Here is a 12,523-nt window from a genome sequence, read left to right on the forward strand (position 1 = left end):
TTCGGGCGGGGCGTGCACAAAGATCATTGACAGCGCGAAACGCGCATCCCTAATATCCGGGATACATCGGATGTCTGGAGTGTGCTGATGCGCCGGTTCGCCTGCTTGCTCGCGGTTTTCGGACTGGCCGTAGCCGGGCTCGCACCGGCCGCCGCCGCACAGGCGCCCCGGCAGTCGCAGCCGTCGCAGTCACCGTTCGCGGACGGCATCGACGGCGTGGTCCCGCAGAGCACCGACGAGCGGATCGCGGCCTGGCAGCGGATGCAGTACGGCATGTTCATCCACTGGGGCGTGTACTCGCAGCTCGGCGGCGTCTGGCGGGGCGAGCCGGTGACCAAGGGCTACAGCGAGCAGATCCAGATGTGGGCGAACATCTCCCGGGCGGACTACGCCGCCGTGGCGGCCGGGTTCGCCGCGGAACGGTTCGACCCGGCCGCGATCTGCTCGACCGCCAAGCAGGCCGGCATGCGTTACGTGGTGATCACCAGCAAGCACCACGACGGGTTCGCCATGTTCGACACCGCCACCACCGACTACGACATCGTGGACCGCTCGGCCTTCGGCAAGGACCCGCTGCGCCTGCTGTCCGACGAATGCCGGCGCCAGGGGCTCGGTTTCGGCGTCTACTTCTCCCTGGTGGACTGGCACGCCGGGCACGCGTTCGACGGGAACAACGAGAACCCGGTCCCGGCGTCGATGGAGCCGATGATCGAAGGTCAGCTGCGCGAGCTGATGACGAACTACGGCGACATCGCAGAGGTGTGGTTCGACATGTCCGCGCCCACCGTCGAGCAGAGCCGCCGGTTCGCCGGGATCGTGCACGAGCTGCAACCGCGTGCGGTGGTGAACAGCCGGGTGTGGAACAACCAGGGCGACTTCCGGGTGATGGGGGACAACGAGATTCCCGGTTTCGCGCTGGACGGGGCCTGGCAGACGCCGGCTTCGATCTACCACGAGACCTGGGGCTACCGGAGCTGGCAGGAGCGGACCGACCGGCCGGGCAAGGTGCGCGAACTGGTGCGCGGCATGGTCGGGGTGCGCGCGCACGGCGGCAACTACCTGCTCAACATCGGGCCGCGCGGGGACGGCTCGGTGGTCGGGTTCGAGGCCGACGTGCTGCGCGACATCGGCGGCTGGCTCGGTCGGCATCCCGGTGCGGTGCTCGGCGCGTCGGCCACCAGGTTCGGCGAGTTGCCGTGGGGCGAGACGACCGTGCACGGCCGCGATCTGTACCTGCACGTCACCGACTGGCCGAAGGACGGCAAGCTGGTGCTGCCCGGTCTGGTGACCCGCCCGCAACGGGTGCTGGCCGATGGTTCCGGTGAGCGGCTGCGCTGGCGGCACACCGACGGCACGCTCACCGTCGAGCTGCCGGAGTCGCCCACCGACGAGGTGCTGCCGGTGCTCAAGGTCGAGCTGGCAGGGCCGCTCCGGATCACCCCGGAAACCGTTGCCGCGCAAGGCCCTTCCGGCCAGTGGACGCTCGAACCACAGGCGTGGCAGCAGGGCCGCAGCTACACCGACGACGGCAGCTATTCCTCCACCCGGCAGACCGTCGTCCGCCGCACCGCCTATCTGCGAGGAGGACGGCCCGGTGCCTATTCGCTGAAGCTGAGCGGTACCGCGCAGCCGGAGGCGAAATACGCCGTGGCGGTCGGCGGGCAGCGGCGCGTGGTCACCGGCGCCCAGCTGACCGGCGGCTCGGTGGGGCCGTTCTTCGTGTTCGGCCACGGCGTGCTGCCGGTGACGATCACCCGGTCCGAGCCGGCCAACGCCGGTCAGGATCTCGGTCTAACCCTGGACGGCGCCGTGCTCGGCTGACGATTCTGCCGCAGGAGGCAGCTTCGGCCACCATCGGTCACGGGTTCGCGGATCCGAGTCATGGACAGTCTTGTTCACGGTAAGGTCGTCAGCTCCCGAGGCGGAGGGAGCCGGGCTTGGCCGACAAGTCTTTCGCCCGCGCCGACAACCGCGGAAACGAGAGCGCAGGTGCACGATGAACCGCCGCACGCGGCTATTCACCCCGCTGGTCCTGGTGCTGTCGCTCGCGCTCTCCTCCTGCGGCTCGTCCGAAACCGCCGAGCCGGAGCCGGAGTTCGCCGTGGTCGCGGGCAACGACGGCGTCGCGTTGGTTGGCGCCGACTGGCTGGAGAAGGTCGAGGGCATCGAGGCTCCCGAGCAGGACACGGACGGGGAGTTGACGGCCCGGCTCGACGGGCAGCGGGCCGCGGTGGTCTACGCCGGCCGCATCGCGGTGGTGCAGCCGCATCAGCAGGCGATCGTCAAGGACTGCGCGGACTGCGCCGGCGTCGCGGTGACCGACGAGTTCATCGTGACCACCAGGCGGAACTTCACCCCCGGCAACGGGTTCGACCTGGTGCTGTTCGAGCGCGACCTGTCCACCAGCCGGGTCGTTCCCGCGCAGCGGCTGGAAGAACGCGTCAGCACGGACTACCCCGGGGAGAACACCGAATCCCCGGTCACCCTCGCCGCGGACGGTGACCGGGTCACGGTCGGCTACCTGGCCCGCGACGGCGGCAACCGGCGCGGGCCTTCGATCATCGCGCAGTACTCCTTCGAAGGCGGGCTGCTCGGCAACACGAAGGTCGACCGCGTGATCGGCCGGTCCGCGGCGTCCCCGGACGGGCGCCGGCTCGCGGTCGAGCTGAGCGGATCGGGCGGTTACTGCGTCAACACGTCGGAGCTACTGGTGGTGGACGTGGGATCGCTGCAGGCGCAAAAGATCGAACCCGTCGTGCCGGGGGTGAGCGCGGACGTGGTCAACCCGTGGTTCGAGCTGACCGACCTGCAGTGGGCGGGGGAGAAGCTGGTCGTTGCCGGTGAGGTGCACAACCCGCCGGATGGCGAAACCTGCGACCTCGGGCCGGAGGTCTGGCAGCGCCTGTTCGATCCCGCCACCGGGGCACCCGCGGACTCCGGCGGGCACCGGGCGACCGCCGCGCGCTGGGTCGGCCCCGGCTGCGGCGAGGTGGTCATGATCAGCGGGAAGTACACGGAGGGCGTGCTCTCCCGTGGCTCCGGCCCGCAGCTCGGCGGCTACTACCGGATCGGCCACGGCCGCCCGGCGCCCGCGGAATGCGCCCGGCCGTGACGGAAAGCCGCTACCACGCGTTCATCAGCTACCGCAGCACCGCGCGACGGGCGGCCAAACGCCTCAAACACGATCTGTACGCGATCGCGAAGCGGCATGCCGCGGGCACCGGGTTCGCGGTTTACCTGGACACGTCCGATCTCAGGCCTGGGCCGCTGAGCGAGGAGATTCTCACCGCCGTCGCGCAGTCGCGGTGCCTCATCGTGCTGCTGGACCGCACGACCGTCGAGTCCAGCTGGGTGGCGCAGGAGATCTCGCACTGGCTGGACAGCGGCGGCTCGCCGGAACGGCTTTTCCTGGTGCGCCTTGACCCGGAGCTGAACCTGGACTGGGACCCCGCTCGCGGCACGTTCCGCGAGCCGGACGCGCTTCCCGCCCCGCTGCGCGAGCTGTTCGAGGTCGAGCAGAAGTGGATCGAGCTCGCCGACCGGTCGCTGTTCCGCGGGCACGAAGGGCTGGCCGCACTCTGCGCGGCGCTGATGGACGTCGACGCCAACGAATATCTCCTCGAAGAGGCGACGTATCAGCGCGGCCGGACCCGCACCATCACCGCGGTCGCGGTCGTGATGACCTTGCTGTTCGGGGCCGCGGCCATCGGTGCGATCGCGGCGGTCAACAACCAGCGCGAGGCGGAGCGCAACGCCGAGCAGGCGCGCGCACAGGCCGACGCCTCCGAGGCACTGCTGGCCGCGGAGGATTCCCCCACGCTGGCCATCGAACGCGCGCTGCGCGCCGCCCGGCGCGACGACGGTCCCACCGTCCGGTCGGCCATGCTCGCCGTGTCGCAGGCCGCGCGGCGGCTGCAGCGTGCGCTGGTGTACCCGGAGGCGGAGACCGGGCATCCGGCCACCGGGACGAGCTTCTCCGCGGACGGCGCCAGGCTGGTGGCCTGGGGCGCGGGCCGGGAGCGGGACACCTCGGCGTTGCGGGTGTGGGAGGTCGACACCGGCAGGGTCGCGGCGACCGTGACCACCGACGTCACCGACCTCCGGGACATCACCTTCCTCGGCAGCAACCACCTCGCGGCGTGCAGCGCCGCCGGGCCGGTCCTGATCGAGCTGGCGGCGGCGAAGACCACCCGTCTCGGCCCACCGGGGCGAACCGCCTGCGAGGTCCATTCGTTCGCCGACGGGGTGATCCTGCTGAACGGGGGAGGGACGGCGTATTTGGTCGATGTTCGCGGAACCACGGTGACTTTCGACGGCGTGGACAGCGTCGCCGCCCACCCGAAGGCCAGGGCCGCGGTCGTCGCGGGCCCGGCCGGGGTCGCCGTGGTGGCGGGCGGTAAGCGGCTGCCGCTCACGGCCTCGGCCGCCTGGTCCGCCAGGTTCGCCGACGGCCACGGTGGTTTCCTCGTCGCGTCGGGCGCCCGAGAGTGGGGCGTGGTCACGCTGCAGGGCGGCGTCCCAAGCCTGCGGACGTGGACGGTTCCCGCCGACGCGGCCGACGTCGCTCCGCTGCTGAAATCCAACCGGCTGACCGGCGATCTCGCGTGGATCACCGCCGACGGAACCATCGGCTGGACCCGCGACGACCGGCGGACCAAGGTCGAAGATCCCGACGGGTACCCGCGCTCGATTCCCTTACCCACCCGCCTCGAACCGCTGGCGTCCGAAAACTTCGTCGCGCTCCACGATGACGACGCCGCGGTCGTGCGGTCGCCGGGCGAGCTGCCGCCCAACGCGGAGGAGGCGTGGACACAGGTCGCGGTGAAGGACTGGATCGTCGCGCACGACGGCGGTCCTCCCGAACCGATCGCCGCCCGATGCGCGGAACGTTCCGAGGTGATGATCCACACCGACGTGCCCGAAAACGGGTCGCTGCTCATCGACGGTAACGCGCGGACCGACCGCATCGACGGCCGAGGCGAGTTCACCGGACGGATCGACGGCCAGTGCGATGCGGTCGCCATCGGCCGCTCCCTGTCGGCGATTCCGCAGCTCGGGGACGAGCCGGTCGTGCTTCGCGGCACGCTGGTCGCGGACACCGTCGCCGTGGCGCCGGTCGGGGACCGGGTGGCACTGCTGAAACCGGGGTTCGCCATCGAGATCCTGTCCACCCTGACCGCGGATTCGCTGCCGAAACCGTGGGATGTCACCACCGAGCAGGGCGGTGCCGTGACGGCACTCGGCGAGCGGCAGGTCTTCCCGCGCAGCGAAGAACTCGTGATCGCGGGCGCCACCGGCGTCGTCGACCGGGTGCCGCTGCCCGCCTCCGCCGAGCTGCTCGCCGCCAGACCGGACGGCACCGGAGCGGCCCTCGCCGAGTACGGCTCGAAGCGGGCCTGGCTGGTCGATGGCCGCACGGTGCTGCCATCGGACGCCTGCACGGACAAGAGCGTGTCGTACTTGCCGGGACCGGATTTCGCCACTTCGCGAGCCGACGCCGAGGCGCAGATCCCGGTGGCACGCGTGGACGACAGCCAGTACCTCGACTGCCGGGACGGGCGGACCGTGTCCAGCGGCCCGCGGCCGGAGATCCTGTCGTACGAGATCGGTGCCGGCACCGGCCGGATCGTGGCGCGCGCGGGCAACCGGACCACGGTGACCACCTGGCCCCGCGACGGCGGATCCGGAGTGACCACAATGGACGGTCCGCCGCTGCTCGACGAACGGTCCGCCACCTCGTTCGACGAGGCGGGGCGGTTGGCGTTGACCTACACGCCAGGCGCACGCGACGTGACCCTTTACCGCCGTGACACCGATGGCTGGACCAGGAGGCTGAACCTGGCCACCAGGCTGCCCCGGATCGCCGCCGCGCAGACGGTCGACGGCGGCACCCTGGTACTCGCGGTCAGCACCACGGGCGGTTTCGAGCTGTTCGACGCGGAAACGGGCCGGCTGCTGGCCGCCGACCTCGGCCTGTCGCTCGGGCAGGCCGAGGTCGAGCAGATCTCCTCCCGCCGGGCCGGCGACATGCTGTCCGTGTCCCTGCGGCACAAGGGCAGCACGCGGATGGAAGGAACCATCCGCATCCCAGTCGGCGTCCCCGCTCTGAAGCGCCAACTGTGCTCCCTCCACCCCGCCGCCGACTGCCCCTGACCCCGCCCCTTGCGCGCGTGTCGGCGTTTCACAGGATTGTGCCTGTGAGCCGTATCTGTCACCTGCGGTTCGACACCCACAACGAACCTGGCCGAGGCTGGCTAGGTGTTGCCGGAGATCATCAGCTCCTGTGACGGTATATGCGATCGGTGGCAGCTCCAGCGTTGGCAAGACGACCGTGGCGGAGCGCCTCGCCGCAAGACACGGTATCGACGAGGTGATTCACGTCGACGATCTGCGCACCCACGACCTCACGGCAAGCCACGAACATAGTTGGCTGCGGCCGGACGCCGAACTCCTGGACGCGTTGCTGGCCTCGACGACCCAGCTCCAATCCGCGCTAGCTGCCGAACTCGACCGGCTCAGCGCGCTCGGCGACTCCAGGATCATCGAGGGTGAAGGCATACAGCCGAGCCTCATACACCAGTACGCGCACAGGGATTGCCGCGTGGTCTACCTGGTTGAACCTGAGGAACACCTGCTGTGGACGACGCTCGCGACCCGGCCAAGCAACCCACGTTTCCTCGCCCTGGCCCCGCGCGAACGGCGCGGGGTGGTGCGGATGAACCACCTGTACGGGCAGTGGCTGCGGATGGAGGCCGAGCGGTACCGGCAGCCGTGGCTGTCCAGCCAACCCTGGAACACCCTCGACCACCGTGTCGACGAGCGCCTGTTCGGCGGCTGAGGAGTTCCGACGAACAGGGCAGTTCCGGCCCGGCAACGACGCTCATGTGGCCAGCTGAAGCGCTCAGCCACACCCGCTGGTCAGCGGCTCGGAAGGGCGGGCAGGCACAAGGATGCCGGGTTAGCATCCAGCCATGGGTGAACTCAGGTCGGTCGAGTCGGCGGACGGCAGCGTGATCGGTTTCGAGGTCGTCGGTGCCGGGCCGCCGATGGTGCTGGTGCACGGCGGCACCGCGGACCGGAGCCGCTGGGCGCCGGTGCTTCCGCGGCTCGCGGAGCGGTTCACCGTGCACGTGCTCGACCGTCGTGGCCGCGGGCTCAGCACCGCGGAAGCGGGCGACTACCACATCGAGCGGGAGGGCGAGGACGTCGCCGCGGTGGTGGAGGCGGCGGGCCGGGACGTCTACCTGGTCGCGCATTCCTACGGCGCCCTGTGCGCGCTCGAAGCCGCTCTCGTCAGCACCGCGATCGGCCGGATGACGCTCTACGAGCCGCCGATGTCCACCGGCGAGCACCGGGTCGTTCCGCCGGACACGCTCGACCGGCTTCGGGTGGTAGCGGCGGGCGACGACGCCGAAGGCATCCTGGAGACCTTCTTCCGCGAGGTCATCGAGGTGTCCACAGCGGACATCGAAGCCATGCGCGGTACGCCGATCTGGCTGGCGCGCCTTGCCGCCGCGCACACCATCGGGCGTGAACTGGACTCGGTTGAGGCCTTCGACAGCTCGGACCGGTTGTCGCGCATCGGGATTCCGGTCCGGCTGCTCCTCGGCACCGAGAGCCCCGGCTACTTCCGGCCGGCGGCCGAGCTGATCGCCCGTCGCCTGCCGCGGGCGGACATCGCTCCGTTGTACGGGCAGGACCACCTGGCCATCGACCGCGACCCGGAACAGCTGACCGCCGCGGTGTTCGCCTTCGCGTCCTGACGGCTCAGCCCGTCCACTGATCGTACGAATCCCACGCGGCCAGGGTGCGGCGGCTTTCGAACCGGCGTGGCGCGCCGGTGACCGGGTCGGTGAACTCGAGCACCTTGGCCAGCAGCTGCAGCGGGCGGCTGAAGTCGTCCAGCGGGGTTTCGGTCAGCACCGGGTAGAAGTCGTCGCCGAGAATCGGCAGGCCGAGCCCGCTCAGGTGCAGCCTGAGCTGGTGGGTGCGGCCGGTGGCCGGCAGCAGCCGGTACCGGCCGAGGCCGGCCCGGTGCTCGATCAGCTCGATCCTGGTTTCGCTGTTCGGCGGGCCGGGCACCTCCTGTGCGGTGATGATCCCGCGCTCCTTGACGATCCGGCTGCGCACTGTGCACGGCAGCTCCAGTCCGGGGTCGAACCGTGCGACGGCCTCGTATTCCTTGTGCACCATGCGATCCCGGAACATTGTCTGGTACGCGCCGCGGTGCTCCGGGGAGACGACGAACATCACCAGCCCCGCGGTCACCCGGTCCAGCCGGTGCGCCGGGCTCAGCTGCGGGAGGTCGAGCTGCCGGCGCAGGCGGACCAGCGCGGTCTCCAGGATGTGCTGCCCGCGCGGGATCGTGGCCAGGAAGTGCGGCTTGTCCACCACCACGAGGCGCTCGTCCTGGTGCACGATGCCGAGCTCGAAGGGGACCGCGACCTCGTCGGGCAGGTCGCGGTGGAACCAGATGAACGAGTCCGGCACGAACGGCGCGTCCGGTGCCATCGGCCCGTGCAGGCCGAAGATCAGCCGGTCGCGCAGCATCTCGTCGATCCTCGCCGGCGCCACCTTGGGCAAGCGGTCGACGAGGTGGTCGCGCAGGGTCGCCCACGGTCCCTCGGCCGGCAGCTTCAGCCTGGCCGGGTCGAGGCCGTGCCGCTGCGGCAGCGGTCCCTTGAGCCTGCGTCTCATCGGGACCCAGCTTAACCGGGGTTGACCTGGCCTGTTTCCGGGTAACCCCTGGCGGCCATGGTGATCATCGGCAGGGAGGAGCAGTCGTGCGCATCGGATACACGCTGATGACCGAGCAGGCCGGGCCGCGGGACCTGGTCGGCTTCGCGGCGGACGGCGAACGGGCCGGTTTCGACTTCGAGGTGGCCAGCGACCACTTCTCACCCTGGCTCGAGGAACAGGGCCACGCGCCCTACGTCTGGAGCGTGCTCGGCGCGGTGGCGCAGGTGACCGAGCGGGTCGAGCTGATGACCTACGTGACCTGCCCGATCATGCGGTATCACCCGGCCGTGGTGGCGCAGAAGGCGGCGACCATGCAGCTGCTGTCCGCGGGCCGGTTCACGGTCGGTCTCGGCGCGGGGGAGAACCTCAACGAACATGTCGTCGGCCGTGGCTGGCCACCGGCGAACGTGCGGCACGAGATGCTCGCGGAGGCGGTGCAGATCATCGCCGGCCTGTTCGACGGCGGATCCTTCAACTACGCGGGTGACCACTTCCGAGTGGACTCGGCCAAGCTTTGGGACCTGCCCGAGACCAGGACCCCGCTCGCGGTGGCGGTTTCCGGCCCGCAGTCGGTGTCGCGGTTCGCGCCGTTCGCGGACGTCATGGTCGCGGTGGAGCCCAAGGCCGAGCTTTGCCGCGAGTGGGAGGCGCACCGGAGCGCCCGCTCGGACGGGCCGGCCCGCAAGATCGCACAGCTGCCGGTGAGCTGGGACCGGGACCCCGACGCCGCGGTCCGCCGGGCGCACGAGCAGTTCCGCTGGTTCGGCAACGGCTGGAAGGTCAACGCCGAGCTGCCGGGGCCCGCCGGTTTCGCCGGTGCGACCCAGTTCGTCACCGAGCAGGACGTGGCCGGCGGCATTCCCTGCGGCCCCGACGTGGAGCCGATCGTGGCCAGGGTCAAGGAGTTCGCCGACGCCGGGTTCACCGATGTCGCGCTGGTGCAGATCGGCGGGGAGCACCAGCAGGACTTCTTCGGCTTCGCGAAGAGCACGCTGCTGCCGGCCCTGCGCGAAATCCACTGAGCAGTGGATCGGCGGTTCCGGGTCAGCCGTGGAACCCGGCGAAGATCTTGGTGAACTCGTACTCGGACTGCTCGATGCTGCTGCAGGTGGGCGAGACCGCCCCGCCGGGGCAGGAGCCGTTGTCGCGGCCGGCGGACCAGAAGGCGAGCAGGCCGATGTGGTTGGCGTTGGCCCAGTCCACCAGTTTCGTGGCGTCGGACTGCTGGAAGATCTTGCCGTTGTAGTTGCGCCCGATCATCGGGGTCACACCGAGCCGTCGCTTGAGGTCGGCATCGGAGAGGTCCGGCCAGATCTCGCGCAGCTGGCCGAGGCTGGCGTTCGCGGCGGCGATCACCGCGTCGCCCCAGTTCGGCCTGCTGCTGCCGAACTCCATGGTCATCGGGTTGACCAGCACGTCGACCCCGTGCGCGGCGGCGCTGCGCAGCACCTCGAGCGAGTAGGGGTCCATCCCGTAGTCGTCGCCGAGCACGCGCATGGTGTAGCTGACCGCGGTGCCGCGTTCCTTCTGCACGGTGGCGAGCGCGGTGTTCACCATGTCCTGCGGGATGTTCGACTCGACGTCGATGTCCAGCTGGTCGGCGCCGACGGTGTCCAGGATCTTCCGGTACGCGCCGGCGAGCGCGTCCGCGGTGTCGCAGGTGGACTCCAGATAGGGACCGGCCGCGCCGCCGGTGGCCACGATGACCTTGCCGCCGGCCGCCTTCAGCGCGCGGACGTCGTCCAGGATCCGCTGGTCGTCCAGCGGGATGGTGCCGCCCCATGCCGGGTTGCAGCCGGTGCTGTCCGCGAGCACGAAGGCCAGGGTGAACACCTTCTGCCCTGTCGCGTTCGCAACGTCCACAAGGGACGGTTTCGGCGCAGTGATGTCGATGTACGGCGCGGATTCCGGGGTGGCCGTCACCCTGGCAGCGCTCGCCGGGGTCACCGCGGCGAGGGCGGTGAGTGCCGCCGCGGTGACGAGTGCGGCGATTCTGGTCCGCGTTCCTGGCATGTCGAGCACCGCCTTTGCCGGTAGGAGCGAGTCCCCAGCACCGTATGTGGTCTAGACCACAATCGTCAATACCCGCTCCACTCTCTGTCGCACACCCCTGAAACGGCAAATAGCCGACTTCTTGCCCTTTCCGCAAGGGCAAGAAGTCGGCTATTTGACCTTTTAGGCGCCGATGAGGGAGTAGATGGTGTAGGCCATCGCGTCGGTGTGGCGGTCGAGGGACGTCGTGTTGATGTTGCCGCTGTTGTCGCAGGACCGGTGGTAGCAGGGGTCGAAGGCGCGCCCGGCGGTGCCGCCCCACTTGGTGGCCTGAGCCTGCGTCTTGGTGGTCTCAGCCCCGCTGAACGTGCCGCCGGTGGGGACTCCGGCGCGAGCGAACGCGGCGTGGTCCGAGCGACCGCCGACGTTGGTCGGCTCGGTCTGCACTCCGGCCGCGCTGAAACCCTGCTTCAGCAGGTTTTCCAGCGCTTGCGAGCCCGAGGGCTGACCCGAGCTGGAATAGACGAAGTACCCCGGGTTGGGCGAGCCGGTCATGTCGAAGTTGAGGTAGCCCTTGAGCACGCTCTTTTCGGCGCTGGTCAGGCTGTTCACGTAGTAGGTGGAGCCGATGAGCCCCAGCTCCTCCGCGCCCCACCAGCCGAAGCGCAGGTGCTTGGAGGTCTGCACCTGGTCCTTGGCCACGGTCAGCGCGACCTCCAGCAGCCCGGCGGATCCGGTGCCGTTGTCGTTGATCCCCGGTCCCGCGTTGACGCTGTCCAGGTGACCGCCCGCCATGATCACGTTGTTCGCGTCGCCGCCGGGCCAGTCCGCGATCAGGTTGTAGCCGGTGGCGCCGTTGTAGCTGAACTGCTGGATGCGGGTGGTGTAGCCGGCCGCGTCCAGTTTGGCCTTGATGTAGTCCACGGAGGCCTTGTGGCCCGGCCTGCCGTGTGCGCGGTTGCCGCCGTTGTTCGTCGCGATGGTCTGCAGCTGGCCGAGGTGCGCCTGTACGTTGGCCACCGGGATGTCCGGTGCGGCAAGGGTTCCCGGTGACGCCGCGGTGGCGGCGCCGACCGGTACGGCGACCATCGCCACGGCGGCGGCGATGGGCAGGGCGCGGCGCAACTTCATGGTTGGATCTCCTTCATGGCGCCCGGTCAGGGGCCGTTGACGACGCTCGGCCTCCAGCGTCGGCGGGACCGGAAAGCGAAACAATCCGGAGATCGATAACTACTGTACTTATAAATTCCGGTGCGCTCGGATGATATGGAAATGAGGAACGGCGCTCACCAGGCCGGTGAGCGCCGTTCCGTCAGCGCCGGGCCCCCTGGGGGTAAGGGCCCGGCAGGTTCCGCCATACCGGCGGATGCCCGTGGCAGCCGCGGTCAGCTGCTGCGCAACGTCTCCCGTCGCTTGACGTACTCCTCTTCGTCGATCTCGCCGAGCGCGAACCTGTTCGCCAGCACCGCTTCGGGCGAGGCGGGGCCTGCGGCCGGGCTCGGGCCGGCCTGAACCTGGGGCCCGGCCTGCTGCGCCCGGCGCGAACGCTTCACCGCGACGGTGATCACGGTGATCAACGCGGCCCAGAAGAGCAGCATCGTCACGACGATGAAGATCCAGCCCACCCAGCTGGGGCCACCGGAGTAGCCCCAACCACCGTCCCAGCCGCCCCAACCTGGGCGATTGTCGTCCCAGCGCATGAGATTCCTCCTAGTTGACAGTGCGGATCCCGCGGTGTCGTCCGAGGTGTCCAGGCTCCGGATCCGGCGGCGAGTCCGGCGCCCTTGATTTC

At 70.0% G+C, this 12,523-nt stretch carries 10 protein-coding genes; 6 read left to right on the forward strand and 4 right to left on the reverse strand.

What is annotated here, in order from left to right:
• Positions 1 to 87 precede the first annotated feature (87 nt).
• The 5 genes from AMYNI_RS46115 to AMYNI_RS0135615 all read left to right on the forward strand — a co-directional run bounded on the left by AMYNI_RS46115 (position 88) and on the right by AMYNI_RS0135615 (position 7,763).
• A complete protein-coding gene (locus AMYNI_RS46115) occupies positions 88 to 1,821 on the forward strand; it encodes an alpha-L-fucosidase (RefSeq protein ID WP_020672888.1) in 1,734 nt (577 codons plus the stop codon).
• 175 nt (positions 1,822 to 1,996) lie between these two features.
• Positions 1,997 to 3,112, forward strand: coding sequence for a hypothetical protein (locus AMYNI_RS0135600; protein WP_020672889.1), 1,116 nt, complete (start codon positions 1,997 to 1,999; stop codon positions 3,110 to 3,112).
• Positions 3,109 to 6,153 (forward strand): toll/interleukin-1 receptor domain-containing protein, encoded by a 3,045-nt coding sequence (locus tag AMYNI_RS0135605; RefSeq protein WP_169515793.1) that lies wholly within the window; start codon positions 3,109 to 3,111, stop codon positions 6,151 to 6,153. The genes AMYNI_RS0135600 and AMYNI_RS0135605 overlap by 4 nt, the downstream gene beginning before the upstream one ends.
• A 130-nt stretch (positions 6,154 to 6,283) precedes the next feature.
• The gene (locus AMYNI_RS0135610; protein ID WP_020672891.1) at positions 6,284 to 6,838 is read left to right on the forward strand and encodes a hypothetical protein; all 555 of its coding nucleotides are present in this window, start codon (positions 6,284 to 6,286) and stop codon (positions 6,836 to 6,838) included.
• Positions 6,839 to 6,971: 133 nt separating this feature from the next.
• Positions 6,972 to 7,763, forward strand: coding sequence for an alpha/beta fold hydrolase (locus AMYNI_RS0135615; RefSeq protein ID WP_020672892.1), 792 nt, complete (start codon positions 6,972 to 6,974; stop codon positions 7,761 to 7,763).
• A 4-nt stretch (positions 7,764 to 7,767) separates the two neighbouring features.
• On the opposite strand, the gene AMYNI_RS0135620 is transcribed toward AMYNI_RS0135615, so the two are convergent.
• Entirely contained in the window at positions 7,768 to 8,697 is a 930-nt protein-coding gene (locus tag AMYNI_RS0135620) for an RluA family pseudouridine synthase (RefSeq protein ID WP_020672893.1), read from the reverse strand.
• An 86-nt stretch (positions 8,698 to 8,783) separates the two neighbouring features.
• On the opposite strand from AMYNI_RS0135620, the gene AMYNI_RS0135625 reads away from it, so the two are divergent.
• Positions 8,784 to 9,761 (forward strand): TIGR03557 family F420-dependent LLM class oxidoreductase, encoded by a 978-nt coding sequence (locus tag AMYNI_RS0135625; RefSeq protein WP_020672894.1) that lies wholly within the window; start codon positions 8,784 to 8,786, stop codon positions 9,759 to 9,761.
• 22 nt (positions 9,762 to 9,783) lie between these two features.
• Here the strand turns inward: AMYNI_RS0135625 and AMYNI_RS0135630 are convergent, their stop codons facing one another.
• The 3 genes from AMYNI_RS0135630 to AMYNI_RS46120 all read right to left on the reverse strand — a co-directional run bounded on the left by AMYNI_RS0135630 (position 9,784) and on the right by AMYNI_RS46120 (position 12,431).
• Complete coding sequence (locus AMYNI_RS0135630) at positions 9,784 to 10,752, reverse strand: chitinase (RefSeq protein ID WP_026361349.1); 969 nt, start codon at positions 10,750 to 10,752, stop codon at positions 9,784 to 9,786.
• A 162-nt stretch (positions 10,753 to 10,914) separates the two neighbouring features.
• The gene (locus AMYNI_RS0135635; RefSeq protein WP_020672896.1) at positions 10,915 to 11,862 is read right to left on the reverse strand and encodes a M28 family metallopeptidase; all 948 of its coding nucleotides are present in this window, start codon (positions 11,860 to 11,862) and stop codon (positions 10,915 to 10,917) included.
• A gap of 254 nt (positions 11,863 to 12,116) precedes the next feature.
• Positions 12,117 to 12,431 carry an SHOCT domain-containing protein gene (locus tag AMYNI_RS46120; protein ID WP_020672897.1) on the reverse strand — a complete coding sequence of 105 codons (315 nt, stop codon included), beginning with the start codon at positions 12,429 to 12,431 and terminating at the stop codon, positions 12,117 to 12,119.
• Between the last annotated feature and the right edge of the window lie 92 nt (positions 12,432 to 12,523).

Origin of the sequence: Amycolatopsis nigrescens CSC17Ta-90, assembly GCF_000384315.1 — a bacterium.
Taxonomy (GTDB): domain Bacteria; phylum Actinomycetota; class Actinomycetes; order Mycobacteriales; family Pseudonocardiaceae; genus Amycolatopsis; species Amycolatopsis nigrescens.

Bases quoted from the DNA above. Each gene is read 5' to 3' on its own strand.
- AMYNI_RS46115 (WP_020672888.1), top strand. From the start codon at position 88: ATGCGCCGGTTCGCCTGCTTGCTCGCGGTTTTCGGACTGGCCGTAGCC.
- AMYNI_RS0135600 (WP_020672889.1), top strand. From the start codon at position 1,997: ATGAACCGCCGCACGCGGCTATTCACCCCGCTGGTCCTGGTGCTGTCG.
- AMYNI_RS0135615 (WP_020672892.1), top strand. From the start codon at position 6,972: ATGGGTGAACTCAGGTCGGTCGAGTCGGCGGACGGCAGCGTGATCGGT.
- AMYNI_RS0135620 (WP_020672893.1), bottom strand. From the start codon at position 8,697: ATGAGACGCAGGCTCAAGGGACCGCTGCCGCAGCGGCACGGCCTCGAC.
- AMYNI_RS0135630 (WP_026361349.1), bottom strand. From the start codon at position 10,752: ATGCCAGGAACGCGGACCAGAATCGCCGCACTCGTCACCGCGGCGGCA.
- AMYNI_RS0135635 (WP_020672896.1), bottom strand. From the start codon at position 11,862: ATGAAGTTGCGCCGCGCCCTGCCCATCGCCGCCGCCGTGGCGATGGTC.
- AMYNI_RS46120 (WP_020672897.1), bottom strand. From the start codon at position 12,431: ATGCGCTGGGACGACAATCGCCCAGGTTGGGGCGGCTGGGACGGTGGT.